The organism is Novosphingobium rhizosphaerae, assembly GCF_050920675.1.
GTDB classification, from domain to species: Bacteria; Pseudomonadota; Alphaproteobacteria; order Sphingomonadales; family Sphingomonadaceae; genus Novosphingobium; species Novosphingobium rhizosphaerae.
Genome location: NZ_CP137861.1, coordinates 1,157,033 through 1,182,807 on the forward strand (window position 1 = coordinate 1,157,033; position 25,775 = coordinate 1,182,807).

The 25,775-nt window shown below is 66.9% G+C and carries 28 protein-coding genes, 1 tRNA gene and 2 pseudogenes; 19 read left to right on the top strand and 12 right to left on the bottom strand.

The genetic code is table 11. The features are described from left to right. Positions 1-246: 246 nt before the first annotated feature. Positions 247-887: pseudogene (locus R9J51_RS05285) on the top strand (YqaA family protein). A gap of 134 nt (positions 888-1,021) precedes the next feature. Then, a complete protein-coding gene (locus R9J51_RS05290) occupies positions 1,022-1,318 on the top strand; it encodes an usg protein (protein WP_168556028.1) in 297 nt (98 codons plus the stop codon). Between the two features lie 25 nt (positions 1,319-1,343). Here the strand turns inward: R9J51_RS05290 and R9J51_RS05295 are convergent, their stop codons facing one another. The 4 genes and pseudogenes from R9J51_RS05295 to R9J51_RS05310 form a co-directional block, all read right to left on the bottom strand. Then, on the bottom strand, positions 1,344-1,709 hold the full coding sequence (locus R9J51_RS05295; protein ID WP_432787866.1) for a hypothetical protein: 366 nt from the start codon (positions 1,707-1,709) through the stop codon (positions 1,344-1,346). Further along, positions 1,706-3,082 (bottom strand): alpha/beta hydrolase-fold protein, encoded by a 1,377-nt coding sequence (locus R9J51_RS05300; RefSeq protein WP_432787867.1) that lies wholly within the window; start codon positions 3,080-3,082, stop codon positions 1,706-1,708. Before R9J51_RS05300 ends, R9J51_RS05295 begins: the two co-directional genes overlap by 4 nt. A gap of 63 nt (positions 3,083-3,145) precedes the next feature. Continuing rightward, positions 3,146-4,111: a quinoprotein relay system zinc metallohydrolase 1 gene (locus R9J51_RS05305; protein WP_179506053.1), complete on the bottom strand. Its 966-nt coding sequence runs from the start codon at positions 4,109-4,111 to the stop codon at positions 3,146-3,148. Further along, a pseudogene (locus tag R9J51_RS05310) lies at positions 4,108-4,703 on the bottom strand (quinoprotein dehydrogenase-associated SoxYZ-like carrier). Before R9J51_RS05310 ends, R9J51_RS05305 begins: the two are co-directional and overlap by 4 nt. Before the next feature lie 239 nt (positions 4,704-4,942). Between R9J51_RS05310 and R9J51_RS05315 the strand changes: the two are divergent. After that, entirely contained in the window at positions 4,943-5,527 is a 585-nt protein-coding gene (locus tag R9J51_RS05315) for a rhodanese-like domain-containing protein (protein WP_432787868.1), read from the top strand. Positions 5,528-5,558: 31 nt separating this feature from the next. Further along, the gene (locus tag R9J51_RS05320) at positions 5,559-5,852 is read left to right on the top strand and encodes an EthD family reductase (RefSeq protein WP_179506055.1); all 294 of its coding nucleotides are present in this window, start codon (positions 5,559-5,561) and stop codon (positions 5,850-5,852) included. Positions 5,853-5,858: 6 nt separating this feature from the next. Here R9J51_RS05320 and R9J51_RS05325 read toward each other — a convergent pair whose 3' ends face one another. The 3 genes from R9J51_RS05325 to R9J51_RS05335 form a co-directional block, all read right to left on the bottom strand. Beyond that, positions 5,859-6,236, bottom strand: a complete 378-nt coding sequence (locus tag R9J51_RS05325; RefSeq protein WP_432787869.1) for an amidohydrolase family protein — start codon at positions 6,234-6,236, stop codon at positions 5,859-5,861. Next, positions 6,161-7,657, bottom strand: a complete 1,497-nt coding sequence (locus R9J51_RS05330; RefSeq protein ID WP_432787870.1) for an amidohydrolase — start codon at positions 7,655-7,657, stop codon at positions 6,161-6,163. The genes R9J51_RS05325 and R9J51_RS05330 overlap by 76 nt, the downstream gene beginning before the upstream one ends. A 105-nt stretch (positions 7,658-7,762) precedes the next feature. After that, complete coding sequence (locus R9J51_RS05335) at positions 7,763-8,380, bottom strand: SGNH/GDSL hydrolase family protein (RefSeq protein WP_432787871.1); 618 nt, start codon at positions 8,378-8,380, stop codon at positions 7,763-7,765. Between the two features lie 27 nt (positions 8,381-8,407). Between R9J51_RS05335 and R9J51_RS05340 the strand changes: the two genes are divergently transcribed. Beyond that, complete coding sequence (locus tag R9J51_RS05340; protein ID WP_432787872.1) at positions 8,408-8,584, top strand: hypothetical protein; 177 nt, start codon at positions 8,408-8,410, stop codon at positions 8,582-8,584. Here the strand turns inward: R9J51_RS05340 and spt are convergent. The 3 genes from spt to R9J51_RS05355 form a co-directional block, all read right to left on the bottom strand. Continuing rightward, on the bottom strand, positions 8,577-9,776 hold the full coding sequence (gene spt, locus R9J51_RS05345) for a serine palmitoyltransferase (RefSeq protein ID WP_169476920.1): 1,200 nt from the start codon (positions 9,774-9,776) through the stop codon (positions 8,577-8,579). The two genes, R9J51_RS05340 and spt, sit on opposite strands and share 8 nt — an antisense overlap. Before the next feature lie 8 nt (positions 9,777-9,784). Beyond that, positions 9,785-10,024 carry an acyl carrier protein gene (locus R9J51_RS05350; protein WP_168556036.1) on the bottom strand — a complete coding sequence of 80 codons (240 nt, stop codon included), beginning with the start codon at positions 10,022-10,024 and terminating at the stop codon, positions 9,785-9,787. 96 nt (positions 10,025-10,120) lie between these two features. Beyond that, positions 10,121-10,483 (bottom strand): response regulator, encoded by a 363-nt coding sequence (locus R9J51_RS05355; protein WP_168556037.1) that lies wholly within the window; start codon positions 10,481-10,483, stop codon positions 10,121-10,123. A 141-nt stretch (positions 10,484-10,624) separates the two neighbouring features. Between R9J51_RS05355 and R9J51_RS05360 the strand changes: the two genes are divergently transcribed. From R9J51_RS05360 to R9J51_RS05380, 5 genes are all read left to right on the top strand, one after another. Beyond that, on the top strand, positions 10,625-10,843 hold the full coding sequence (locus R9J51_RS05360; RefSeq protein WP_432787873.1) for a DUF3572 family protein: 219 nt from the start codon (positions 10,625-10,627) through the stop codon (positions 10,841-10,843). Next, on the top strand, positions 10,840-11,457 hold the full coding sequence (locus R9J51_RS05365; protein ID WP_169476921.1) for an HAD family hydrolase: 618 nt from the start codon (positions 10,840-10,842) through the stop codon (positions 11,455-11,457). The genes R9J51_RS05360 and R9J51_RS05365 overlap by 4 nt, the downstream gene beginning before the upstream one ends. A gap of 85 nt (positions 11,458-11,542) precedes the next feature. Then, on the top strand, positions 11,543-12,010 hold the full coding sequence (locus tag R9J51_RS05370; RefSeq protein WP_169476922.1) for a RidA family protein: 468 nt from the start codon (positions 11,543-11,545) through the stop codon (positions 12,008-12,010). After that, on the top strand, positions 11,982-12,788 hold the full coding sequence (locus R9J51_RS05375) for a glycerophosphodiester phosphodiesterase family protein (RefSeq protein ID WP_168556040.1): 807 nt from the start codon (positions 11,982-11,984) through the stop codon (positions 12,786-12,788). The genes R9J51_RS05370 and R9J51_RS05375 overlap by 29 nt, the downstream gene beginning before the upstream one ends. Further along, the gene (locus tag R9J51_RS05380) at positions 12,785-13,915 is read left to right on the top strand and encodes a GNAT family N-acetyltransferase (protein ID WP_179506058.1); all 1,131 of its coding nucleotides are present in this window, start codon (positions 12,785-12,787) and stop codon (positions 13,913-13,915) included. The genes R9J51_RS05375 and R9J51_RS05380 overlap by 4 nt, the downstream gene beginning before the upstream one ends. Positions 13,916-13,924: 9 nt before the next feature. Here the strand turns inward: R9J51_RS05380 and R9J51_RS05385 are convergent, their stop codons facing one another. Next, positions 13,925-14,227 carry a hypothetical protein gene (locus tag R9J51_RS05385; RefSeq protein WP_169476948.1) on the bottom strand — a complete coding sequence of 101 codons (303 nt, stop codon included), beginning with the start codon at positions 14,225-14,227 and terminating at the stop codon, positions 13,925-13,927. Positions 14,228-14,600: 373 nt separating this feature from the next. Here R9J51_RS05385 and dksA point away from each other — a divergent pair, with 373 nt between their 5' ends. The 4 genes from dksA (at position 14,601) to R9J51_RS05405 (ending at position 19,264) form a co-directional block, all read left to right on the top strand. Further along, positions 14,601-15,059, top strand: coding sequence for an RNA polymerase-binding protein DksA (gene dksA / locus R9J51_RS05390; protein ID WP_168556042.1), 459 nt, complete (start codon positions 14,601-14,603; stop codon positions 15,057-15,059). 286 nt (positions 15,060-15,345) lie between these two features. Beyond that, entirely contained in the window at positions 15,346-15,714 is a 369-nt protein-coding gene (locus R9J51_RS05395; RefSeq protein WP_169476924.1) for a PilZ domain-containing protein, read from the top strand. A gap of 87 nt (positions 15,715-15,801) precedes the next feature. Then, positions 15,802-17,301: an ABC transporter substrate-binding protein gene (locus R9J51_RS05400; RefSeq protein ID WP_179506059.1), complete on the top strand. Its 1,500-nt coding sequence runs from the start codon at positions 15,802-15,804 to the stop codon at positions 17,299-17,301. Between the two features lie 217 nt (positions 17,302-17,518). Beyond that, the gene (locus tag R9J51_RS05405) at positions 17,519-19,264 is read left to right on the top strand and encodes a DEAD/DEAH box helicase (RefSeq protein WP_179506060.1); all 1,746 of its coding nucleotides are present in this window, start codon (positions 17,519-17,521) and stop codon (positions 19,262-19,264) included. A gap of 85 nt (positions 19,265-19,349) precedes the next feature. On the opposite strand, the gene R9J51_RS05410 is transcribed toward R9J51_RS05405, so the two are convergent. Further along, entirely contained in the window at positions 19,350-19,739 is a 390-nt protein-coding gene (locus R9J51_RS05410; RefSeq protein ID WP_168556046.1) for a winged helix-turn-helix domain-containing protein, read from the bottom strand. 129 nt (positions 19,740-19,868) lie between these two features. On the opposite strand from R9J51_RS05410, the gene R9J51_RS05415 reads away from it, so the two are divergent. The 5 genes from R9J51_RS05415 (at position 19,869) to R9J51_RS05435 (ending at position 25,735) form a co-directional block, all read left to right on the top strand. After that, entirely contained in the window at positions 19,869-21,377 is a 1,509-nt protein-coding gene (locus R9J51_RS05415; RefSeq protein ID WP_432787874.1) for a DUF4139 domain-containing protein, read from the top strand. 11 nt (positions 21,378-21,388) lie between these two features. Next, complete coding sequence (locus R9J51_RS05420) at positions 21,389-22,930, top strand: hypothetical protein (protein ID WP_179506062.1); 1,542 nt, start codon at positions 21,389-21,391, stop codon at positions 22,928-22,930. A 42-nt stretch (positions 22,931-22,972) separates the two neighbouring features. Then, a tRNA-Val gene (locus R9J51_RS05425) sits at positions 22,973-23,048 on the top strand. A 112-nt stretch (positions 23,049-23,160) separates the two neighbouring features. Continuing rightward, a complete protein-coding gene (locus tag R9J51_RS05430) occupies positions 23,161-23,577 on the top strand; it encodes a DUF2946 family protein (protein WP_218847430.1) in 417 nt (138 codons plus the stop codon). Between the two features lie 82 nt (positions 23,578-23,659). After that, positions 23,660-25,735 carry a TonB-dependent receptor domain-containing protein gene (locus tag R9J51_RS05435; RefSeq protein WP_218843539.1) on the top strand — a complete coding sequence of 692 codons (2,076 nt, stop codon included), beginning with the start codon at positions 23,660-23,662 and terminating at the stop codon, positions 25,733-25,735. The last annotated feature ends 40 nt before the right edge of the window (positions 25,736-25,775 follow it).

Below are 25,775 nucleotides of genomic sequence, written 5' to 3' on the forward strand. Positions count from 1 at the left end.
GGTGAAAAGCGGTTCCCGAATTTCGCGCAAAAAATGCCGATGAGCTGCATTTGGTCCGCGATAGGCGGAGATCGGGCCTTGCCATCCCGCATGCGCGCGGGGTGCCAATCTGGCGCGAGCGTGCCGGGGCAAAGCGGCAACACCGGGCTTCACATGGCTGGCGCAATCTTGTGCACTGCACTAGGAACGGGCGGTGCGGCCTGCCCGCACGCCATTGCCGCCACTGACCCGGGACACGACAACACCATGCTGCGCCGCCTTTACGATTGGACCATGGCCAAGGCCGCCCATCCGCAGGCCAGCTGGTGGCTGTTCCTCTTCGCCTTCATGGAAGCCAGTTTCTTTCCGATCCCGCCCCACCCGCTCCTGGGTTTGATGTGCCTGGCAGAGCCGCGCAAGGCCGTCCGCTATGCCGCATTTGCCACGGCGGGATCGGTGCTGGGCGGGATGCTGGGCTATGCGATCGGGCATTTCCTGTACGACAGCGTGGGCACGCAACTGCTTGCCCTGCTGCATATGACGGAAAGTTTCCCCAAGGCAGCCTGCTACTTGCGCGAATATGGCGTGGAGATCATCGTGCTCAAGGGGCAACGCCGATCCCCTTCAAGCTGCTGACCATCACCGCCGGCTTCATCGGCATGCCGCTGGTGCCGTTCCTGCTGGCCAGCGTGGTTTCGCGTTCGATCAGCTTCATGATCGTGGGCGTGCTGTTCCGCCTGTTCGGGGCACCGATCAAGCGGTTCATCGACAAGTACCTGGGCCTGGTCACCGCCGGGTTCGTGATCCTGGTGGTGGCCGGCTTCGCAGCCGCAACCTTGCTGGGCGGCGGCGGTGGCAAGACCGCGGCGATGGAGCGCTGCGAAAAGGCGATTCTCACCCAAGGGTAAACGCCGCTGCGGTTAATGCCGCGGCTTGACTGTGCAGCGCAACGTGCCAAGCTTGGCCCCTCAAGTCTTCAGGCTTTCACGGGGCCTGACCGCTTTGCGTCGGGCCGGGCCCCTTTCTCGCACGGAGGGAAGGCATGGTGCGTGGCGGAGCGAATACTGGACGAATTGATAGCGATTTCTTGAGCCAACTTGCCGGCTATGGCCTGACCACGATCGAGGTGCATTATTACATGCCCGATCACCCGGCGCTGTTGCAGATGTTTGCCTTTCAGCAATACGATCTTGCGCCGCGGTTCCCCCGCCTGGGCGGGTTCCTCGATCATTGGCGGCGCGAAATCGATGCTGCACTCCATTCCGTGCGCATCGCCCATCGCCACCTGATCGGCCCGCAGGAATACCGCGCGGTCAATGGGGTAATCACCATCAACTGAGCGCGGCGGAAAGAGAGCGGGCGCTTTAGTAGCGCCAGCTCTTCAGGTCGGCGCCGGGTGGGGCGGTTTCCTCGATCCGCTTGAGGATCTGGGGCAGGTAGAACGTGTGATAGCGCAGCCGCGCAATCGCGTTGGGATGGGCATGATCCCCGTTCCAGCAATGCTCTGCGCGGTCGCCGTAATCGACCACGCCGCGATAGGGCGGATCGCTCTTCTTGAGGAAATCCTCCATCAGGTAGACGGCGTTGTTGAGGAAGAAATTGTCCATCGTGCCGACATAGATGTGCAGCTTGCCCTGCAGCTTGGGCGCCAGCTTGGGCCAGTCGCGCTCCAGCGTATAGCGCAGATCATAGTTTTCGCGCCAATAGGCCGCCACCTTGGGATCGATCACCCCGGTGCGCTTGTCCCACAGCCGCTGGGATAGCCATCGGCACCCATCGGCGAAAACACCGCTTCCCAGATGTCCCATTGCCCGCCCGAGCGGTTCTTGTCGCCCAGCACCAGCTCCAGGCGGTTTTCCATCTCCATCGTATAGGGCACGTGGTCCAGCCAGTCGCGCTTGCCGGGATGCTCCACCCGCCCGAACGGCCCCTCATAGGCATAGGCGTTCTTGTCGGCATAGATGTCGGTCAGCATGAACTGGCGAAAATCGATGGGATCGGGGCAGGCGGCAAAGGCGCCGTTGTAATCGTCGGGATACTTGATCTGCACGCCCAGCGATTCCCACCCGCCGGTCGATCCGCCATAGAGGAACCGCGCCCAGCCCTGGCCCAGGCCGCGGAACTGCTTTTCGATGGCCGGCACCAGCTCGTGCGTGATGGCATCGCCATAAGGGCCGAGGTTGGCCGAGTTCACCGCATAGGAATCGTCGTAATAGGGGTTGGAGTGGTCGATCTCCACCGCCAGGAAGCGGGGGAATTTGTCGCCGATCCACTGCTGGTAGAACGCATAGGCTTCTTCCTGCTCGGTGCGGTTGTAGCAGGGCAGGTTGAAGCGTTCGCTGGGCTGGCATTTCAGGTTGGGATCGGGTGGGCTGGTGCGGAAGCCGCCGAAGTCGGCCGGGAAGTGGCCGTGGAATATCATGAGCGGAAAGTGCGCTTCTGGATGCTTGTCGAAATCGCGCGGCACCAGCACGTGCGCCGTCAGGAAGATGTCGCGCCCCCAGAACTTGGAGAGCAGCGCGCTGCGCATCTTGAAATGGCGCACGAAGGGCGTGTCGGCCGGCGGGGTGATCGGCGGGTTCACCTGGTCGAGCGTGAGGGCGATCGTGCCCGGCCGCGCCGGATCGAAATCAATCTGTTGCGGCGTGCTGAACAGATTGCCCGGCTCTGCGCGCCAGTTCTGCCCGGCGCCGCGCGGGGCGGGCAGCTTGACGGTCTTGCCGTTGCCCAGGTGATAGGTGTCATAGCGGTGCAGCACCGCCTGGACGGTATAGTGCCCTGCCGGCACGGACTTGAGATCGAGCGTCGGGAAGCCGAGCACGCCGCTGCCCACCGTCGTGCTCTCGCCGGGCTTGAGGCCATCGACCATCACGCCGAAGACCTGCGCGCCATCATAGTCGGGCTTTACCTGGTCGCGCGGTTCGGGGTCGGGCTTGGCGGCCAGGATCACCAGCACACGCCCATCGATGGGGCCGTCCTTGGCCGTGGTGGGCACGGTGACCCGGAAATCTTCGGCGCTGGCCGGCGCTGTGGCCATGACCATGGCGAGCGCGGCAAGGCCCAGCCCTTGCGCGAAACGACGATGACGCGTGTTGCGATTCATGAATTTTGCCCCCGCCTGGTGATCGTGGCGAAGGCCGCACTATTCCCGCAAAATCACCGCTTGTCAGCCATTTCCCGCAGCGGCATCGATCCGCGGCAAGTGCTGCTGTTCCAGCGCGGTATAGAAGTGAGCCACGCTGCGCTGCAGCTCGTAACGGGCCAGTTTCATGGATGCGAAGCGTTCGGGAATGGGAAGCGCGCCCGCCTCGGTCATGTCCAGCCCCCGCGCCACGGCCTGTTGCAGCGCCGGTTCCAGCCAATCGAGCCAGTCGCGGGTCTGCGCGATGGCGGCCTGGCCGGTGGGATCGAGCGGGCCGTGGCCCGGCACCAATTGGCGATGGGGCAGGGCCGCCAACGTGGCAAGGCTGTTGCGCCAGGCGGCCAGGTCGGCATCGGGCGTGGCTGGCGCGCGGTCGTGGAACACCAGGTCTCCGGCGAGGACGGTGCCGCTCGCCTCGTCCACCAGCACGAGGTCACCGGCGGAATGGCCGGCCAGCGACAAAGCCGTCAGCTTGCGCCCGCCCACCTCGATCGGGCCGGGCACAACGCTGGCGCCGGGCAGGGTGACGGCGGTGCCGCGCATCCAATCGGCGAGGATGCGATACATCGCATCGGCAAAACCATTGCTGTCGCGCTCCAGTTCGGCGCGGGTGGCGGGCAGCGCGGCCACGATGGCCGGATCGAACGCGGCGGTGCCCAGGGCATGGTCGGGGTGCAGGTGGCTGAGGAACACGCGGCGCACCGGCCCGCCAGCCAGCCTCTGGGCCAGGGCGGCCAGCCCCTGAGCATAGCGCAGCGAAGGGCCGCAATCGAACAGGATCGCCCCGCCCTGCGGACAGGCCAGGATCACCGCGTTGGCAATCGCCCCGCCATTGCCGAAAACGATCGCTTCATCCGCGCCGCGCACCAGCCAGATGCCCGGCCCGATCGCTTGCGGATCATAGGCATAGGCGCCGGCAAAGGTCTCCGCACGGGCTGCGATGGGTGTTGCCGCGATGAGGCCCAGCGCGGCGCGCCGCGTGCAGGTCATGGCGTGAGGTTTCCATCGAACGTGCGGCCATTGCTGTCGGCCATGTGCAGGTGCACCGGGCCTGACACGCCAGGCGGCAAGAGCAGCGTGAAAGCGGGGTCTTCCGATACCGAACCGTTGATCGCCATGGTGCCCAGCGCGGCGCCATCTGCGCCGCGCACGGTCAGCGCTTCGATATTGTAGGCGGCGATATTGTCGACATAACCGGTGTCCATCGGATGGCGCACTGTCAGGCGCAGTCGGGTATCGCCGGCCTCGCGCCACAGCGCACCGCGCATTTCGCCCAGATGCTGCGCCCAATCGCCTTTGACCCGGCTGACCGGCGGGGCAGAACATCCACCCCCGGCGGCATCGATCCAGCGCCCGGCCACGTGCCACACGCCGTCAGCGGTCAGCACCAGGGCACGCACCGGGGTGCGCTGGTCCAGCTTGATGCGCAGCGAGACGTAAGGGAGCGCGGCCTGGGGCTGGTAATCGATCGCCACGGGCAGGGGTTGAGATCCATCAGCACGACGATGCGCTGCACGCCCGCCAAGGCGCGGGCATCGACGGTAACGGGAAAGGCGTGCTGGTTTTCCGTCACATCGGGCATGGTCACGATCACCGCCGGATCAAACCGGACCGGCGCCTTGCCGAGCAGCCAGGCGGCATGGTTGGCCCACATCGGCGAATCGAGCGGGTCGGCCACCGGCGCGGCCAGGGTCGTTCCCGGCACGGCCAGCAGGATGGCCAGCAAGAAGGGGCAGCGCGCTTCATACCAAGGCACCATTTGCCTTGGGCCGGGGCCCGCTTACAATTGCACCATAGGCCAAGAACGGAAGGCATGAGAGGATGATCGCAGCGATGGGCCGCATGCTGCCCGCCGGGGTCGCAGGCGCGGCGATCCTGGCCCTGGCGTCTTCGCCGGTTCATGCCCAGGCTTTGTCACAGGCACCGTTCGATGCCCAGGGTTATCGCAGCGCCGCCTTTCGCGCGCCGGTCGATCGCGATCCCGCGCCCGCCACGGCCATATCGCCGGCGCAGGCGCTGGGCCTGGCGCCGGGCGCTGCCTTGTTCCTCGATGTGTTGCCGGCCGAAGGCGCCCGCCGTGATGGCGCAAGTGGCGCATGGCAGCTGGCCAGCCCGCACCAAACCATACCCGGCGCGCTGTGGTATCCCGAAACGGGGCGCAGCCCGCCCGATCCGGTGTTGTGGCAGGCGCTTGCCGCGCGCGTGGCGGCGTTCCGGCAACAACACCGAGGGGCGCCGATCGTGGTGTTCTGCCGGGCCGATTGCTGGATGAGCTGGAACGTGGCGCGGCGCCTGGCGCTGGGCGGCGTCACGGGCGTGCGCTGGCTGGCCGAAGGCATCGAAGGCTGGCACGATGTCGGCGGCAGCCTGGTCGATACGGCCCCGGTGCCCGTGCCGAATCCCTGAATTTCTGGATGTTCACCACAGGAGACATGCGATGGCCACTTTGATCGTCAGTTATCCCGCGCAAGAAGGCGCCAGGTTCGACACCGCCTATTACACCGGCACGCACATTCCCCTGGTGGAAAGGCTGTGGACGGCGCACGGCTTCACCCAGGCCGAAGTGCTGTTTCCGGCGGGTGAGCAGCCGTGGAAAGCCGCCGTTCTGCTGCGCTTTGCCAGCCAGGCGGCAATCGATGCCGCGCTGGCCAGCCCCGATACGCCGGAAATCCTGGGCGACGTGGCCAAGTTCACCGACATTGCCCCGGTGATCTACCGCGCCGGGGACTGAACGAGGTTACGGTGCCTGGTAGACCGTCTTGCCGCCGACGATGGTGCGCAGCACGCGCGTTTGCGCGATGGCATCGGGGTTGCCGGTGAAGATATCGCGGTCGATCCAGATCAGGTCGGCAAACTTGCCCGGTTCCAGGCTGCCGACCTGGCTTTCCGCGCGCAGCGACCAGGCCGCGTTGATCGTGGCGGCGCGCACCGCTTGCGGCACAGTGAGCGGCGGGCCGCCCGACAGCGGCTGGCTATATTCCGGCCCGGCAGAGGGATCGTTGCGCCGTGTGACGCCCACTTTCAGCGCGAACCATTCGTTCAGCGGATCGACCGGCCAGTCGCTGCCGAACGTGATCCGCGCGCCGGCCTTGGCCAGCAGGCCCGATGGCTCCATGAAGGCATAGCGTTTCGGCCCCAGGAAATCCTTGGCCCCGGCCACAGTATCGGCGGCCTGCTTGCCCCATTGCAGCGACAGCACCGGGTGACGCCCAGCGCCTTGAAGCGCGGGAAATCGGCGGGATCGACGATCTCGTCATGGGCGATGGCCGGGCGCGCATCGCGCGCCGGGTGGCTCTTGCGCAAGGCGGCCACGGCATCGAGCGCGATGCGCACCGCGCCGTCGCCATCGGCGTGCATGTGCGGGTCGAACCCCAGCGCGGTGATGCGATCGAGCAGCGGGGCCAGCACGGCCGGCGGGAAATAGGGCGCGGGGCCACGGTTGGTGCCGGGCTGCCAATCGGGCTTTTCCGCCGTGCCGTGGTTTTCCAGATAGGGCGCGATCATCACGCCGGTAAACGCGGGCGCGGTGATCACCCCGTCCATATAGAGCTTGACCGTGCGCACCATGATCGAGGGCTGCACGCGCGCGGCGCCTTCGTCATAGGTGCGGCGCCATTCGATGATGCGCGACAGCGCGCCTTCCGGGCTCGGCCCTTCCTCGGGCGCGATATGCGGGGCGAAATGGCCGCGCGCGGTCAATTGCCCGGCTTTGGACAGGGTGGAAAAGGCGCGGATCGATTCGGCCGGCGCATCGGCATCGAGGAACGTGGTCACGCCTTGCGCCGCCATGGCGGCCAGTGCGGCGCGGGCGGCCACCACGTCATCTTCCGGCGTGGGGGTGGGTATCAGCTTGCGCACCAGATCCATCGCTGAATCCTCGAGCAGACCGGTGGGCGCGCCGCTGGCATCGTGATGGATTGCCCCGCCCACTGGATCGGGCGTCTTGGCATCGATCCCGGCCAGTGCCAGGGCGCGGCTGTTGACCAGCGCGGAATGGCCGAACGAGTCGAACACCGCCACGGGGCGTGGCGTGGGCAAGGCATCGAGCATGGCCTTGGTCCGCTCGATGCCCAAGGGTTGCATTTCGTGCTGGAACCAGTGCACCGCGACCAGCCACTTGCCATCGTGGCCGCCCCCGTTTCCACTGGCCCCATCCTTGGCGGCGCAGGCGCTCAGCGCGGCCTGGAATTCGGGCACGGTCAGCCGCTTGTATTGCAGATCGCATGCCTGCAGGCCCGATCCCCCTTCCAGCGGGTGCATGTGCCCATCGACCAGGCCGGGCATGACCACCCCGCCTTTCAGGTCGATGGTTTCGGTCGCTGGCCCGGTAAACGCCTTGGCCCCGGCATCGCTGCCCACATAGACGATGCGCCCGTCCTTGATCGCCACGGCCTGGGCCACGCTGTCGTGCGCGTCGATGGTGTGAATGCGGCCGTGGAGCAGCACCGTATCGGCGGCAGGCGCCGCGTGGGCCGTGCCGGCGGCGAGCGCCAGCGCCGAACCGGCGAGAAGCGAAAGCAGGCGAAGGGAAGACATTTGGGCAACCTCGCGCATCGGCGCGACGCCCCCTGCGCCGCCCTATCTGTGATCTAAGCAGATAGGGCGGGGGTAGGACAAGTGTCCAATTTCAACCGCGAAACGTCAGCGCGGCTTTTCCGCCTCGGACAGGGCGGCGCGGGCGATCGGCTCCATCACGGCATAGCCGGCCGCATTGGGATGCACCCCGTCGCTCGACAGGCCTGGCTTCATCGCGCCTTCGGGCGTGGCCATCGCGCTGTAGTAATCGGCATAGGCCAGGCCCCGCGCGCGGGCGAGATCCTTGAGCCAGGCATTGAGCGTGGCAATCTGCGCGGCAGGCTTCATTTCGCTGCGCCAGTTGAAGCCACCGGCCGGCAGCACGCTGCCCAGCACCACGGCAATGCCGTTGGCCTTGGCCAGATCGACCATGGCCAGGACATTGGCGGCATATTCCTCGGGGCTGGTGGGGCCGGTGTTGCCGGCCACATCGTTGGTGCCGCACATGATGTGCACCACCCTCGGGCGCAGGCGCACCACATCCTGGTAGAAGCGCAGCAGGATCTGCGGGCTGGTCTGCCCGGCAATGCCACGGTCCACCACGCCACCGGCAAAGATGCCGGGCGCCGTGGTCAGCCACCATTCTGTGATCGAATCGCCGATGAACACCGCGCGCACCGGCTGGGGTACCTGGCGATCCGCTTTCTGATAGCGGCACAAATTGGCCCAGTCATAGCCGCCCACGCGGCTGGGCGTGCAGGTTCGGGTACCATGGCGGTGGGCCCCGTGGGGGCCACCGCCACTGCCACGGCAGCGCGCGGCGCGGGTGCAGCCGGCACCACCACGGGTGCGGCCGGCTGCCCGGCCTGGGCTGCCAGCACGGGCGAAGCGGCCGTGGCCAGCGTCAGCGCGCCGGCCAAAGCAACCAACCGCACGCGCATCAGATGATACCCACCGCCTTGCCGGCGCGTTCGAACATGCCGATGATGGTCTGCACCTGATCGGCGCTGTGCGCGGCACACAGCGAGCAGCGCAGCAGGGTCATGCCGGCGGGCGTGGCCGGCGGGCGCGCCAAGTTCACATAGAGCCCTTCGTGCAGCAGCGCTTCCCACATCATCGCGCCGCGTTCCAGATCGGGCATGATCACCGAGATGATCGCGCTTTGCGGTGTTTCCGTGCCCAGCTTGAAGCCACGCTGGATGAGGCCGGCGTGCAGCGTCTTGGAATTTTCCCACAAGTGCGCGCGCTTGTCGGCCGCGTGCATGAGCTTGCGGATCGAGGTGCTGGCGGTGTGGACCACGCTGGGCGGCAGCGAGGCGGTGAACACATAGGGCCGGCAGACCAGGCGCAGGATCTCGAACTTGGGATGGTTCGAAACGCAGAAGCCGCCGACGGTGCCGACCGACTTGGAGAACGTGCCGATCACGAAATCGACCTGGTCGAGCACGCCCTGGTCCTCGGCCACGCCGCGCCCGTTGGGGCCGATGAAGCCCATCGAGTGGGCTTCGTCCACCAGCACCATGGCGCCATGGGCCTTGGCCACGGCGATCATGTCCTTGAGCGGGGCGATGTCGCCCAGCATGGAATAGACGCCTTCCAGCACGACCAGCTTGCCCGCGCCTTCGGGAATGCGCTTGAGGCGCTTTTCCATCGCTTCGATATCGTTGTGCTTGAACGGCACGACTTCGGCATCGCCCATCTTGCAGCCGTCCCAGATGGAAGCGTGGCTGTCGATGTCGAGCACGATGTAATCGCCCTTGCCGGCCATCGTGGAAATGATGCCCAGGTTCGCCTGGTAGCCGGTGGAAAACACCATGGCATGGTCCATGCCATAGAATTCCTTGAGCGCGTCTTCCACGGCGCGGTGCCCGGCATAAGTGCCGTTGAGCACGCGGCTGCCGGTGGTACCCGAACCGAATTCGTCCAGCGCCTGCTTGCCCGCGGCGATCACGTCCGGATCGAACGTCATGCCCATGTAGTTGTAGGTGCCCAGCAGGATCGTCTCGCGGCCGTTGCAGATCGCAACCGTGGGCGAGATCACCTTTTCCATCACCAGGTTGAACGGATCGGTGACGCCGGTGGACAGCAGGGCGCGGCGCTGTTCGATCAGGCCGTCAAACTTGGAAAACAGGTCGGTCATGGGCAGTTTCACCCTTGCAGCTTGGTCACGGCGTCGATCAGCTGGCCGTACGTCTCGATCTCGGCCTGCTGGTTCATGCTGATGATGATGTCGAATTCGTCCTCGATCGCGGCAACGAAATCCATCACCGTCAGGCTGTCCCACTCCAGGTCGCCGGCAAAGGTGGTGGCATCGCTGATGGCCACGCCCTTCTTGTTGAAGGGCTCGATCAGTTCGGCAATCCTTGCGGCGGTCGCTGCGCGGTCCATCTTGTCTCTATCTCCGTGGGGCAGGGCTGTGCCCCTGCCAGAACATTGCGGCGGAAAAGCGGCCTGTGGCCTGCCCTGTCAAGCCTGAACGGGGAATTACACCAGTTTCATCACCGCCTGCATGAACGGCCCGATCGACACCGGCTTGGCCAGGTATCCTTCGGCGCCCGCCTCGCGGATGCGCTCCTCGTCGCCCTTGCCGGCATAGGCGGTGACGGCCAGCACCGGAATCTGGCGCAGTACCGGATCGGCTTTGAGCGCCTCGATCAGTTCCAGGCCCGAAATGTTGGGCAACTGGATATCCATGATCACCAGGCCCGGCACAAACTGGCGCGCGCGGTCCAGCGCCTCGCGCCCATCAGCCACCGGCTCCACGGTAAAGCCGTTGGCGACCAGCAGGTCGCAGAACAGTTTGCGGTTGAGGTCGTTGTCCTCGACAACCAGAATTCTTTTTGCCACGGAACACCCCTATTGCACGGCACGGTCCGGCCACGCGCTGGCGCCCTGCTCTATTGACCTGGAAAGGCTCTGACAATCATTCGCGAACCATCGTCCCCCGTACCCGATCCCCAGGATCTGGCGCTGGCCGCGCTCGGCTGGGTGCTGGGTGACGGGCAGCGCGCCGAACGCTTCCTGGCGTTGAGCGGGATGACGCCCGAAACCCTGCGCGCCGGCCTGGCCGATCCGGCCGGGCAAAGCGCGGTGCTGGGCGGGGTGCTCGATTTCCTCATGGCTTACGAGCCCGATCTTGTTGCCGCGGCCGACGCGCTCGATATAAGCCCCCAGGCCTTGGCCGCAGCACGGGAGAAGTTGGGATGAGCCGCCCGCTGGTGATCAGCGATTGCGATGAAGTGCTGCTGCACATGGTGGCCCCGTACAAGGCCTGGTTGAAAGCCCACCACGACATCGACTTCGTCATGGAAAGCAACGATTTCGGCAAGGCCATGCGCCATGCCGCCGATGGCAGCGCGGTGGAGCCGCGCGAGATCTGGCGCTTGCTCGACTTGTTCTTCGACACGCAGATGCACGCCCAGCCGGCCATTGCCGGCGCGGTGGAGGCGGTGGGCACATTGGCGACACGCGCCGATTTCGTGATCCTCACCAACCTGGGGGACAGCTATCGCGCGGCGCGCACGGCGCAGCTGGAAAGCGTGGGCATCACCGCCCGCGTCTTTACCAACCAGGGACCCAAGGGGCCGGCGCTCAAGGCCATTCTCGATGAATACCAGCCCACGCGCGCGGTGTTCATCGATGATCTGCCCCAGCATCACCATTCGGCGTCACAACTCACGCCCGAGGTCATCCGCCTGCATCTGTGCGGCGAGCCCTTGCTGGCGCCGCATATCGATTGCGCGCACAAGGCGGGGCACGCCCACGCGCGGATCGATACCTGGGACCACGCGCTGCCGTGGCTGATGGCGCGGCTGGATTAGCCCGCCTGGGCTGGGCCGCCTGGATTGGGCTGCCTGGACTGGGCCGCCGCCTGATTTTTCGCTTCACGTCTTGGAGTTTGCCGTAATGACCGTTTCGATCGATGCCCGCCTTGCCGAACTGGGCCTGGAACTGCCGCAGGCCGCCGCGCCCGTGGCGGCCTATGTGCCCACGGTTCTGGCGGGCGGGCTGCTGCACGTATCGGGGCAGTTGCCGTTCATCGAGGGCAAGCTGGTCACCGGCCGCCTGGGCGAAGACGTGAGCCTGGAACAGGGCGCCGCCGCGGCCAAGGCCTGCGCGCTGATGCTGCTGGCCCAGGCCAAGGCTGCGCTCGGCTCGCTCGATCGGATCGAGCAGGTCGTGAAGCTGGGCGCCTTCATCAATTCGACCGGCGATTTCACCGATCAGCCCAAGGTGGCCAATGGCGCCTCGGAACTGATGCAGGCCGTGTTCGGCGATGCCGGGCGCCATGCCCGCAGCGCCGTGGGCGTGCCGGTGCTGCCGTTGGGCGCTGCGGTGGAAATCGATGCTGTCTTTGCTGTTCGCGCTCATTGATCGCTTCCTCCTGCCGGCGCGGGCTGCGGACCGGGCCGGCTGGTTGGCGCACGCGATCTATGCCCATCGCGGGCTGCACGGCCCCGGCGTGCCGGAAAATTCGCTGGCAGCGGCCGATGCCGCCATCGCGCGCGGCTTTGGCATCGAGTGCGATGTGCAGCGCAGCCACGATGGCCAGGCCATCGTGTTCCACGATTGGACGCTCGAACGCCTGACCGGCCGCGAGGGCAGCGTGGGCGATCTCAACGCGGCAGACCTGGCGCGCATCGGCCTGCTGGACGAAACCGGTGCTGCGGTGCCGGGCGAAACCATTCCCGGCCTGCGGCAGTTGCTCGATCGCATCGAAGGCCGCGTGCCGCTGCTGATCGAGGTGAAATCACAGGGCGGCCGGCGCATTGCGCCCTTGTGCCTGGCGGTGCGGCGCCTGCTCGAAGGGTATCGCGGGCCGGTGGCGGTAATGAGCTTTGATCCCCGCGTGCCCGCCTGGTTCCGGCGCTATTCGCCCCATGTGGTGCATGGGCTGGTGGTGACCGAGGCGGGCCGCCGCACCCTGCTGGCCCGCCTGAAGAGGCATCTTGCGCTGTGGCGGGCGCGTCCCCAATTCCTGGCCTATGACATTGCCGATATCGCCAATCCCGTGGTGCGCCTGGCCCGGCGCCGGGGTGTGCCGGTGCTGACCTGGACCGTGCGCACGCCCGAAGACGCCAAGCGCGCGGCCGCCTATGCCGATGCGCCGATCGCCGAAGGACCGGTGCTGTTGGCCCCTCCCGCATCATGAGCCTGGTCGCCCGCGTGGAACACGCGGTGGGCGCGATTCCGGCCGATGATTGGGACCGGCTGGCCGGCGCGGACAATCCCTTTGTCAGCCACGCGTTCCTGACCCTGCTGGAAGAATCGGGCAGCGTCGGCGGGCGCAGCGGGTGGACGCCACTGCCGCTGCTGATCGACGATGCCGATGGCCGGCCTGCGGCGGCATTGCCGGCCTATCTCAAGCAGCACAGCCAAGGCGAATATGTGTTCGATCACGCCTGGGCAGATGCTTGGCAGCGCGCGGGCGGGGAATATTATCCCAAGTTGCAGATCGCCGCGCCGTTCACCCCGGCCACGGGCCCGCGCCTGCTGTGCGAGGGGCGGCCCGACCTGGCGTTGCCGCTGTTGCGCGCGGCCGAAGCGGTCGTGGACCAGAACGGCCTGTCATCGGCCCACGCCACGTTCATCGCGCCCGCGCAGTTGCCGCTGTTCGAGGAGGCCGGCTGGCTCTTGCGGTCAGACCTGCAGTTCCACTGGGAAAACCGCGGCTATGCCACGTTCGACGATTTCCTGGCCGTGCTGTCTTCGGCCAAGCGCAAGAACCTGCGCAAGGAACGCGCCGCTGCCCAGGCGGGGGTGGAGATCGTGGCGCTGACCGGCGATGCGATCACGCCAGCGCACTGGGATGCATTCTGGGTGTTCTACCAGGATACCGGCGCGCGCAAGTGGGGCCGGCCCTATCTGACCCGCGCGGCGTTCGACCTTATCGGGCAGCGCATGGCGGACAAGGTCTTGCTGGTGCTGGCGCTGCACGAGGGCGAACCGGTGGCAGGCGCACTCAATTTCATCGGCCGCGATACGCTGTACGGCCGCTATTGGGGTGCCGTGGTGGACAAGCCGTTCCTGCATTTCGAGCTGTGCTATTACCAGGCGATCGATGCAGCCATCGCGCTGGGCCTGTCGCGCGTGGAGGCAGGGGCGCAAGGGCAGCACAAGCTGGCGCGCGGCTATGAGCCGGTGCAGACGTGGTCGGCGCATTACATCGCCGATCGCGGTTTTCGCGCCGCCGTAGCCGATTTCCTGGTGCGCGAGCGCGAAGGGATCGAACAGGGCCAGCTCGAACTGGCCGGGCACACCCCCTATCGCAAGGGGTAACCTTGCCGGTCAGGCAGCGCGGCGGGCGGCGGCGCGCAGCCATTCGCGGGCGCGGCGCTGCGCTTCGGCAATTTCGCGTGCGGTCAGGTCTTCGGCAACATCGGCGCGGGCGCGGGCGGCATCGTCATGCCCGGCAACAGCGGCCAGGTTGAACCACTTGTGCGCTTCGACCAGATCGCAGCAGGCCCCATAGCTGCCGGTGGAAAACGCGACGCCCAGATCGAAATAGGCGTGGCTGTCACCCTGCGCGGCAGCAGCCAGGCATGCGGCGATCAGGCTGTCGGCGCGATCTGCGGTGCCGTGCGCGCCCATCGCGGCATGGGCGGGCGGTGGCGGCGGCACCAATGACATCCTGCTCTGCGCCGTTTCGGATTGTGCTTGTGGCATCGTTCATTCCCCCTGCGAATCTGCCAGACCCAACCCCTGGCGGCACGGCAACGCTCGCCAATTAAGGTCAACAAACCGTTAATCATGAATCGCTGCGTGCCGCGATTTGGCCGGGGGACTGGTGCGCAATGCCTATCGGCCTGTTTCACATCGGTTCAGCAGCAATGCGCCAAGGTGTTGAGGAAGTGCTTGTGCGCCCTTTCCAGCCTGCCTATAGGCGCGGCAAGCCGGGGCTGGTCGCGCCAACATGCGGCGCGTTGCGGCCCCGGTGGTCGGAAGGCGCAATACGGAGGGCCGGATGGCTGGGGTTCTGGGTGACGAAATTGACGTGTTGGCAAAAGCCCGCCGGGCCATGCCGGGTGATTACGTTCCGAGTGACGACGAACCCTATATGAGCGAGCTTCAGCTCGACTATTTTCGCCGCCTTTTGCTCGAATGGAAGAAATCGATCCTCTCTGCCTCGGCCGGCACGCTTTCGGCCCTGCAGGATGGCCCGCTGCGCGAACCCGATCTCAACGATCGCGCGTCGAGCGAAACCGACTGGGGCATCGAGCTGCGCACCCGTGATCGCCAGCGCAAGCTGATCGCCAAGATCGATTCGGCCATGCGTCGCATCGACGAAGGCGAATACGGCTTTTGCGAAGTGACCGGGGAGCCGATCGGCCTGGGCCGCCTGATCGCCCGCCCGATCGCGACGATGACTGTCGAAGCGCAAGAAGCGCACGAGCGCCGCGAAAAGATTTCGCGCGACATGTGATGGGCTTGGCGGCACGCTTGGCCTGGCCATGCGCCGGCCGGCGGCCGCGGGCGATCCGCCACGCTGTGATACTCGGTAAACGCGCGGGCGGGCCTGCCGCCCCGCTGCCATCGGCACTTGTCCGCTGGGCCATGCCGATTTTAAGGATTTTTTTGCCGTTTTCGTTTACAGCGTCGGTACGGATAGCTGCGCATGATGGGCAGGGCGGGCGCAAGCCACTTGTGGCTGGCCCCATCTTCCTTGATCCATCCTTGCTGGCCCATCTCTGCTGGAACGGAACCTGACGGTGACTGATATCGACCATCGGCAATTGGGGCGCGACAGCCTTTTTCTGATGGCCGACCTGCGCCTTGATGGGCAGGACGGCGAGCATCGCGTGCGCGTGCGCAATCTTTCGGCCGGGGGGATGATGGCCGAAGGTGCGCTGCGCGTGTCGCGCGGTACCCGGCTTGAGGCGAACTTGCGCCACATCGGCTGGATCGAAGGCGTGGTGGCCTGGGTGCAGGACAACCGCTTTGGCATCGCCTTTGTCGAACAGATCGATCCCAAGCTGGCGCGCGAGCCGGTGGCCACGCAGCCATCCGACGATTACGCCCCGCGCTATGTGCGCCCGCCGCTGGCGCAGAACGAAGCCAAGCGCCTGCGCAAGCTGTGAGCCGTCACAAGCGTTGACTGGGCGCGGGCGAATTCTACCACGCCCTTCTTTACTGGCCTGCCGGCCTTGATCTGCTAGGCAGGGGCCATGGCCCCGCTGTTTTGCCATTCGCGCCGCACGCTTGCGGCGTTTCTGCCGCTGTTGGCCCCGGTTCTGGCCGGCGCTCTGGCCAGTTGCGGCGCAGACCGTCGCGGCCCGCTGCCGGTGGCGCTGGCTGGCGATGAAACCGCATTCCAGACCGCCGCCACTCGCCTTTCGCCCGCGGCCCAGGTCTTGCGCGCGGCAACGGTGGAAGGGTTGGTGGGATTTGACGCGCAAGGACGCGTGGTGCCCGCGATTGCCGAGCGCTGGATCGTGACCGACGATGGCCTCAGCTATATTTTCCGGCTGCGCGATGGCACATGGCCCGATGGCACGCCGATCGACGCACCCAGCGTGGCCACTGCCCTGCGCCGGGCGCGCAGCGCGCTATCGGGCACGGCGCTGGGGCTCGATCTCGCGCCGATCGACGATATCCGGGTGATGACCGATCGCGTGGTGGAAGTGGATTTGTCCGCGCCGCTGCCCGACCTGCTCACCCTGTTGGCCCAGCCCGAACTGGGCCTGCCACGCACGCGGCTGGGTTCGGGCCCGCTTGGCCTGCGCCATGATGGGCTATTGGCCACGCTTTCCCCGATTCCCCCCGAAAAGCGGGGGCTGCCTGCGCAGGACGGGTTCTCGCGCAGCGTGCGGCCGCTTGCCCTGGAATTGGAGCCGATGGCCGTGGCGGCGCAGCGGTTCAACGACGGGCTGATCGATGTGGCGCTGGGCGGCACGATCGATTCGCTGCCCTTGGCCGGTACCACCATGCTTTCGCGCGGCAACGTCCAGCTCGATCCGGTCATGGGCCTGTTCGGATTGCAGGTGCTGCGCGCCGACGGGTTCCTGGCCGATCCCCTGCGGCGTGAGGCATTGGCCCTGGCGATCGATCGCGATGGCCTGGTGGCTGCATTCGGCATCGGTGGGTGGAGCGGCACGACGCGGCTGGTTTCGGCCGAAGTGCCCGACAGCGACGGCAGTGTCGGCGAACGCTGGGGCGGCACCACGCTGGACCAGCGGCGCGCTCTGGCCCGCCAGCGCGTGATCGCGTGGATGGCGACGGGCCAAGGCGCGCCGCGGTTGCGCATCGCCGCGCCCGATGGGCCGGGTTCACGCCTGGCGCTGTCGCGCATCGCTGCCGACCTTGCCGGCATCGGCGTGGAGGTGGAACACGTGGACGAGGGCAGGGCGGCGGACTTGCGCCTGGTCGACAATGTCGCCCGCTATACCCGCGTTGCCTGGTTTCTCAACCAGTTGGCCTGCCCGGTCAGCCCCGCGGCATGCAGCCCGCAGGGCGATGCCCTGGCGGCCCAGGCGCGGGCCGAGCGCGATCCGGCGGCGCGCACCGCGCTGCTTGCCCAGGCCGAGCGCGCGGTCACCGCGGCCAATGGCTTCATTCCGATTGCCCGGCCGCTGCGCTGGTCGCTGGTGCGCGGCGGCGTGACCGGGTTTTCCCCCAATCCATGGGGTTGGCACCCTCTGCCACCGCTGACCGTCGTGCCAAAATAGGCATTTTTTCGAAGAATCGCCACGATGATGGCGATTTTTGGCATTTGGTCATGGCGGTGAAAGGAACAAGCGGCTAGGGGGCTCGGGCCGAGAGATGGTATATCGGGCTTCGCGTGGTGAGGCCGTGGCACTGTCATCAGGCCTTTAGACCCTTCGCGTAATAATCCCCCGCCGGTCCCTGCCCACGTTGCGGCCCGGCCCAGACCCGTTGAGTTTCATGCCCTTTTCATCTCTCCCTGCTGCCGTTTCCGAATCCCTTGCCGCACGCGGCTATGCCGAGCCGACTCCGGTCCAGGCTGCCGTGCTCGAAGCGGAAGCGGCCGGCCGCGATCTTCTCGTTTCGGCCCAGACCGGCTCGGGCAAGACCGTGGCCTTTGGCGTGGCCATGGCCGCCGACCTGCTGGGCGACGGCATTCCGCCCGCCGGCGCGCCGCTGGCCCTGGCGATTGCCCCCACCCGCGAACTGGCCCTTCAGGTGAGCCGCGAACTGGCCTGGCTTTACGAAAAGGCCGGCCTGCGCATTGCCACCTGCGTTGGCGGGATGGACCCGTCCAAGGAACGTCGCCAGCTCAACCATGGCGCGCATATCGTGGTGGGCACGCCCGGCCGCCTGCGCGACCATCTGGAACGCGGCGCGCTCGACCTCTCGGCCCTGCGTTTCGTGGTGCTCGACGAAGCCGACGAAATGCTCGACATGGGCTTCCGCGAAGACCTGGAAGAACTGCTCGACGCCACCCCGGCGCAGCGCCGCACCTTGCTGTTTTCGGCGACCATGCCGCGCCCCATCGCCTTGCTGGCCAAGCAGTACCAGCGCGACGCGCTGCGTATCTCGACCATCGACGAACGCCAGGGCCATGGCGACATCAGCTATCAGGCGGTCGCCGTCTCGCCCAACGACATCGAGAACGCGGTGATCAACCTGCTGCGTTTCCACGAGGCGGAAACGGCCATGCTGTTCTGCGCCACGCGCGACAACGTGCGACGGCTGCACGCCACGCTGGTCGAACGCGGCTTTGCCGCCGTGGCGCTTTCGGGCGAGCACAGCCAGAACGAGCGCAACCAGGCGATCCAGGCGCTGCGCGACGGGCGCGCGCGGATCTGCGTGGCAACCGACGTGGCCGCACGCGGGATCGACATTCCTTCGCTCAGCCTGGTGGTGCACGTGGAAGTGCCGCGCGATGCCGAAACCCTGCAGCACCGTTCGGGCCGCACCGGCCGCGCCGGGCGCAAGGGCACGGCCGTGCTGGTGGTGCCCTATCCGCGCCGCCGCCGCCTGGAAGAAATGCTGCGCCGCGCGCGGATCGAGGCGGAATGGATGCCGGCACCCGGCGCGGACCAGATTCGCCAGCGCGACAGCGAGCGCCTGATGGAAAAGCTGCTGACGCCGATCGACGCCGAAGATTTGGCCGACGTGGACGTGGCGCTGGCCGAAACGCTGATGGAAAAGATGGCCCCGCGCGACATCGCGCTCGCCCTGGTGCGCAGCCATCGCCTGGCCATGCCGCAGCCCGAAGACCTGATCGACCTTTCCACCGAGGAAGGCCGCAAGGCCACCCACCGCACCGGCTTTGACGATGTGGCCTGGTTCCGCATGGATATCGGCCGCCGCCAGAATGCCGATCCGCGCTGGCTGCTGCCGCTGCTGTGCCGCCGTGGCCACATCACCCGCAACGAAATCGGTGCGATCCGCATCGGGCCGAGCGAAACCTTCTTCCAGGTGCCCAAGGCAATGGAAGACCGCTTCCGCGCCGCGCTGCAACGCACCGCCCGCGAAGGCGCCGAGGACGAAAGCGGCATCCGTATCGAACCGAGCGAACCGCCGCGTGAAATGGCCCGCACCAACCGCCGCCAGGGCAATGGCCCCAACCGCCCGCGCGAAGGCTTCGGCCCACGTGGCGATGGCCCCCGCACCGACGGACCCCGCACGCACCGCAAGGGCCCGCCCCGCCGCCGCGAGGGCTGATGCCGCAACGATCCTCCCCCACATCGTGGGGGAGGTGGCGGCCAACGGCCGTCGGAGGGGGCATGTTCCCCAACTCGAAGCCCAATTACCCCGCGCGTTCGTCCTGCCGCTCCAGCGGTTCGGTGCGCAGCAAGCCCGCCAGCGCTTGTGCATCGGTACAGGTTGCTTCGCCGCCCAACCGGGCCTGCAAGGCGCGGTAGTGCGACAGCACGGACTGGCCCAGCGCGCTGACCTTGGCGCCGCCGCCGTGGGCACTGCCGGGGAAGGTTTCCACCAGCGGCCCGTGCCAGCAGCGATTCATCACGTCGACCAGTTGCCAGGCGCGGCGATAACTCATCCCCATGGCGCGGCCCGCGGCCGAGATCGAGCCTTCGCGAGCGATGGCATCGAGCAGGTCGGCCTTGCCCGGCCCCATGGCGATGGCATCGCCGCAATAGAGTTGCAGCTTGATCTTGATATGCGGTGCCGGTGCCATGGCCCGAGTTTAGGCCAGCACGCATGCCGGCTCAAGCGCGATGGCGATTTGCGCCGGTGTGGCTGCGATCGACGGTGGCGCATTCGAAACAAACGGTTATCGTGGGTTCGGCAATTGGGAGAGAGCGCGATGCGGCCGGGTTGGACAACGTGGGCGATGGGCAGCGTGGTGCTGGGGCTGGGCCTGGCCGTATCGGGCCATGCGGCCACGCCTGATGTGGTGGAAACCCGAAGCGCGCAGGGTGATGTGGCGCTCACCATCTATAACGGCATGGCCCTGATCGAGGATGTGCGGCGGATCGAGCTGCCCAAGGGCCTCAGCCGCCAGGAATTTCCCGATGTTTCGGCGCAGATCAGGCCGGAAACGGTCACCATTTCTGCGCCCGGTGCCGCCGTGGTGGAACAGAATTTCGATTATGACCTGCTCACGCCCAGTGCCCTGCTCGACAAGTCCGTGGGCCAGGACGTGAGCGTGGTGCGCCTGGGGCCTGATGGCAAGGAAGTGGCCACGACTGCGCATGTTCTGGCCAACAACCAGGGCGCGGTGGTGCAGGTGGGCAACCGGATCGAGGTGCTGCGCGAAATGCCGGGCCGCGTGGTCTATTCCGGGCTGCCCGCCGGCCTGCGCGCGCGTCCCACGCTTTCGGTCACGCTCGATGCTGACAGTGGCGGCGCTCGGGCTGTGGGCCTGCGCTATCTCTCGCGCGGGTTCGGCTGGAAGGCCGATTATGTGGCGCTGTTCGATGAGGGCGCGGGGAAGTTGGATGTCCAGGGCTGGGTCACGCTGACCAACACCACGGGCACCAGCTTTGCCAATGCGCGGGTCATGCTGGTGGCGGGCCAGCCAAGCGGCGACGGCGACGATGGCAATGCTGTCGTCTATCCCCCGCAAAGGCGGCGTCCGATCGGCAATCGCATGGGCACCGGCGGCGAAGATGGGCGCGAGACGCTGGGCGATTTCCATGTCTATCCGCTGGCCGGGCGCACCACGGTGGCCAATGCCCAGACCAAGCAGGTCAGCTTCCTCAACGTGGCCGGCGTGCCGGCGCAAAAGCTGTACCAGTATCGCAACGACTGGCAGCATAGCGCGGAGGAAGGCGAAAGCGTCGACACCGTGCTGGCGTTCACTTCGGCCAAGGATGGCGGGCTGGGCGATGCCCTGCCGGCGGGCACGATGCGCGTCTATATGCGCGATGCGCGCGGCAATCCGCAGTTCGTGGGCGAAAGCCCGCTGCCCCACACCCCGATGGGATCGGACCTGGCGCTGAAAACCGGCACCGCGTTCGATGTGAAAGTGCAGCCCACGGTTGAAAAGCGCGAGCGCATCACCGGCGAGGAATGGCAGCGCGTCGATCAATGGCGGATCACCCGCAATGCCGAGGCGCCCGTGACCTATACGGTGGAAGCGCATCCCACGTATTGGCGCACGCAGATGGCCTGGAAAGTGACCAATGCCCGCGCCGTTCCGGTGGAGGTGGACGTGATCCAGGATGGCCTCGACAATGGCTGGCACGACACGCGCGTTTCGGCCGAAAGCCAGCCAGGACGGCAGCTTTCGCGCGATAGCCGGGTCTGGCGTGTGAAGGTGCCGGCGCGCGGCGCGGTCACCCTGACGGCCACGATCGACACCCGCTATTGAGGCGGGTGGCGATGCGCAGCCTGATCGCGGCCGTGGCGCTGTGGCCCGGCCTGGCGCTGGCGCAGCAGGCGGTGACTTCGCCAGCGCCGGCCAGCGTGGCGGTGACGATCTATCGCGAGCCGGGACGGACAGCGGACGCCCATTTCGATGGTGATTGGCTGCGTGGCTATGCCCTCGTCACCGAAACGCGCGACGTGGCCTTGCCCGCCGGGCCGGCCACCGTGCGGTTCGAAGGGGTGGCGGCCGGGATGCTGGCCGAAACCGCGCTGGTGCGCGGGTTGCCTGGCAGCGTTGCCGAACAGAACCTGGACGCAGACCTGATCGGCGCGCGCAATCTCTATGCCCGCAGCTTTGGCCGGCCGGTCATGCTGCGCCGGGTCGATCCCAAGACCAAGGCGGTGATCGAGGAAGCAGGCGTGATCCGCTCCGGCCCCGATGGCGCGGCGGTGATCCAGACGCGCGAAGGTTTTCGCTCTGCCCGCTGCGCCTGGCCCGGTGAATATATCAGCTATGGCGAACTGCCCGCCGGCCTGGTCGCCAAGCCCACCCTGTCGGTGCAAACCGCCGCGCCGGTCGCCACGTCGGCGCGCCTGACGCTCAGCTACCTGGCCTGGGGGTTCGACTGGCGTGCCGATTATGTGCTGTCGATGCGGCCTGATGGCCGCCATCTCGATCTGGCGGCGTGGATTACCCTGGCGAGCAGTGACGATACCGCCTTTGCCGGGGCTGCCGCCGCCGTGGTGGCCGGCAAGCCGGAAAAGCAGCCGCGGGGCTGGGGCGACCGGTACAACAGCGACGAGTGGTTGTCGTTTCAATGCGAAACCAACCCTCCCCCTCCGCCGCCACCCCCGCCACCTCCGCCGGAGTCGGCGCCGCTCATGTTGATGGCCCCGGCCCCCATGGCGGCGAGGGACAACATCATCGTCACCGCGCAGCGCCGCGCGCCCGTGATGGCGGGGCAGGAAGCCTTGGGCGATCTCAAGCTCTATCGCCTGCCCATGCCCACCACGATCGCCCCGCGCGCGCAAAAGCAAGTGGCCCTGGCGCAGCGGCGCGGCGTGAAAGTGCAGCCGTTCACCAAAGGCACGCTGTCGCTCGACGATCGCGAGGACCAGCCGCTGCGCCAGGCCATTCGCCTCAACAACCGCAAGGCGGATGGCCTGGGTCTGGCCTTGCCGGCCGGGCATGTCGTGGTGCTGGAACCGCATGGAGCCACCACGCTGCCGGTGGGCGAAGGCCGCATGGACGACAAAGCGGAAGGCGAGGAGATCGAGATCGAACTTGGCCAGGCAACGGCGGTGCATCTGGCCGAGGCGGAGACCACGGAAGACGAACATAGGCAGTGGCGCGATCACATAGCCACTCTGACCAACAGCCGTGACCAGCCCGTGCAGGCCGAACTCACCATTCCCGTGCCGGAAGACCAGCGCCTGACCCGCCCCTCCCGCCCGCTCACCCGCAAGAACGGCCAGCCGCTCTGGCGCGTGACCGTGCCCGCCCACGGCACCGCGCGGCTCACATTTCGGATAGAGGACAGTGCGCAAACCCGTTGACCTTGCCGCTCAAATCCCGCAAAGGCGCGCTTCCCCGGACGGGGGCGGTTAGCTCAGTTGGTAGAGCATCTCGTTTACACCGAGAGGGTCGGCGGTTCGAGCCCGTCACCGCCCACCAGGACCACGCTCCAGAGCATCTCGTTTACGCCGAGAGAGCCGGCGGTTTAGGGCCTCGCGGGACATTTTGCCCTGATGACAATCCGGCTAGCGCCACTTATGGCGTGTATCGCATGATTGCCCTGCGCGCCTTTCTTCTGCGGAATCGTGGCCTGGCCCTTGCGCTGGTGGTCTTGGCCCTGGCGATGAAGGCGCTGGTGCCCGCAGGCTACATGGTGGGCGGGGAAACGCGCAGCTTTACCATCCAGCTCTGTTCCGAAGGAATCGACGGGCGCCACGATCTGGTGCGCCAGGTGGTGGTGCCGGCGAGCGGTGGGGCCGACAAGGCCGATGCCGGCCATGCCAAGGCGCAGGGCACGTGTCCGTTTGGCGCCCTGGGCCATGCCTTGTTGAGCGGCGCCGATCCGGTGCTGTTGGCTGGCGCGCTGGCCTTTATCCTGGCGCTGGGCTTTGCACCAGTGTCGGCTCTCGCGCCGCGCCGGCATTCCCATGCCTGGCCCCCGCTGCGCGGCCCACCCCTGCTCGCCTGATCCACACCACGCCGCCCCCACTGCCGGGGCGGCATGACCAAGGTTCAGGCCGGCGCCAGGCGCCGGACAGGGGATTATCACAATGCGTATTTCGGGAAGCGCGCTTGCCTGCGCGCTTGTTTTCGCCATGCCCGCGCGGGCGGCAGAGCCAGCGCCGGCTGCTGCAGAGAAAGCCAACGGTGTCGATACCGGTTTTTCGATCGGGGAGCAGATCGTGGTGTCGGCGCGATCGATGGCCGCCTCGTCGCAGAACGTCCTGACGTCCATCGACCGCATGGGCGGCGACGTGGCGCAGCGGGCCAACGTCAACTATGCCTGGGAACTGGTCGGCCGCCTGCCCGGCGTGATGCTCACCAATTTCAACCAGGGCACCACCAGCGGCAAGTTCAGCTTTCGCGGTTTCAATGGCGAGGGCGAGATCAACGCGGTCAAGCTGCTGATCGATGGTGTGCCGGCCAACAGCAACGATGGCAACATGCCCTATATCGATGCGGTCTTTCCGCTCGATATCGCCGGGATCGAAGTGGTGCGCGGCACTTCCGATCCGCGCTATGGCGTGCATGCCATTGCCGGCAGCGCCAATATCCAGACGCGGATCGGCGGCAACTATCTGGAAGGCAAGGTTTCGGGCGGCAGCTTCGATACCTATGAAGCGCAGTCCGTGGCGGGAATCGAAAAGGGCCGGTTCAGCCAGAACTACCTGGCGGCCTGGCGCCAGGCCGGCGGGTGGCGCGATCATGGCGGCCTGACGCGGGGCACGCTGGCGGGCAAGTGGTTCTTCCGGCCGAGCGAGGATGTGCGCATCGGCGCGATCGCGCGCTGGTATCGCGGCACGGCCGACGAGCCGGGCTATCTGACCTTGGAAAACGCCGCCGCCAACCCGCGGATGACCAATGCCTACAACCGCACCGATGGCGACACGCGCACCGTGGCGCAGGGCAGCCTGCACCTGGATGCAAGCCTGGGCGACACGGTCGATTTTACCGCCAAGGCCTATGCCAACCGCCTGCGCGACGATCGCTATGTCAAGTTTTCCGCCACCACATCGCAGCAACGGCGGATGACCGACGAAGACCATTACGGCGCCAGCGCGGCGCTGCATTGGCATGCGCGCGTGGCCGGCGTTCCGGTCATGGCCGAAGTGGGCGGCGACATGCAGTGGCAGGACAATGTCTCGCTGCGCTACAACACCGTGGCGCGGGTGGTGACCACGCAAACGCGCGACCAGGCCTTCACCACCAACATCGGCGGCGTCTATGCCCAGGTTCGGCTGGAGCCGGCGCCCTGGCTGACGATCAGCCCGGGCTGGCGGCTCGATTGGGTGGGCGGCACGTTCCACAACCGGCTGGCCGGCACCACGGCGCCGATCAACGATTACGGCAGCATCAGCCAGCCCAAGCTGCAAGTGGCGATCACCCCGGTCAGCCAGGTCACGCTCTATGGCAACTATGGCAAGAGCTTTCAGATCGGGGTGGGATCGGGTGCCTATCTGATCCCGCCGCGCACCACCGACCTGGCGCCTTCGATCAACGAAGGCTGGGAAGCCGGCGTAAAGCTGCGCCCGGTGGCAGGGGTGGAAGCGCGCGTGGCGCTGTGGCTGCAGGATGCCAGCGGCGAGATCAAGCGCAAGCTCAACGATCCGCTGGGCGACAGCGAAAACGTGGGCGCCACGCGGCGGCGCGGGGTGGACGTGCAGGTGAACGTCAGGCCGGTGGCGGGCGTTTCCGCCTGGGGCGCGCTGTCCTGGCAAACCTCGCGCATCCGCGTGGCCGATCCGGCAACCCCCACGTATGTAGGGCACGAGATCGACCACGTGCCGCACTGGTTGTGGTCGGGCGGGGTGGACCTGACGCCCTCGCCGCGCTGGCGCGTTTCGGTCTGGGGCAATGGCCAATCGAGCTATTGGCTGACCACGGCCAACGACCCGGCGGTGGGCAAGTTCGGCCAATACGCCGTGTTCAATACCGAAGTGGCGTTTCGCCCGCTGGAAAGGCTGGAGAAGCTGGAACTGGCGCTGACGGGCAAGAACCTGTTCGATCGGGCTTACGAATATGTCTGGTACGATTCGAGCATAACCACCAGCCAGAGCCGTTCGCCCAGCGCGCACAGCCCGGCCGAGGGCCTGGGCGTAACCGCCAGCGCCCGCGTGCGTTTCTGACCATGGCGCGCCGTACCATAAGCCGGCGCGCATGGGTGCG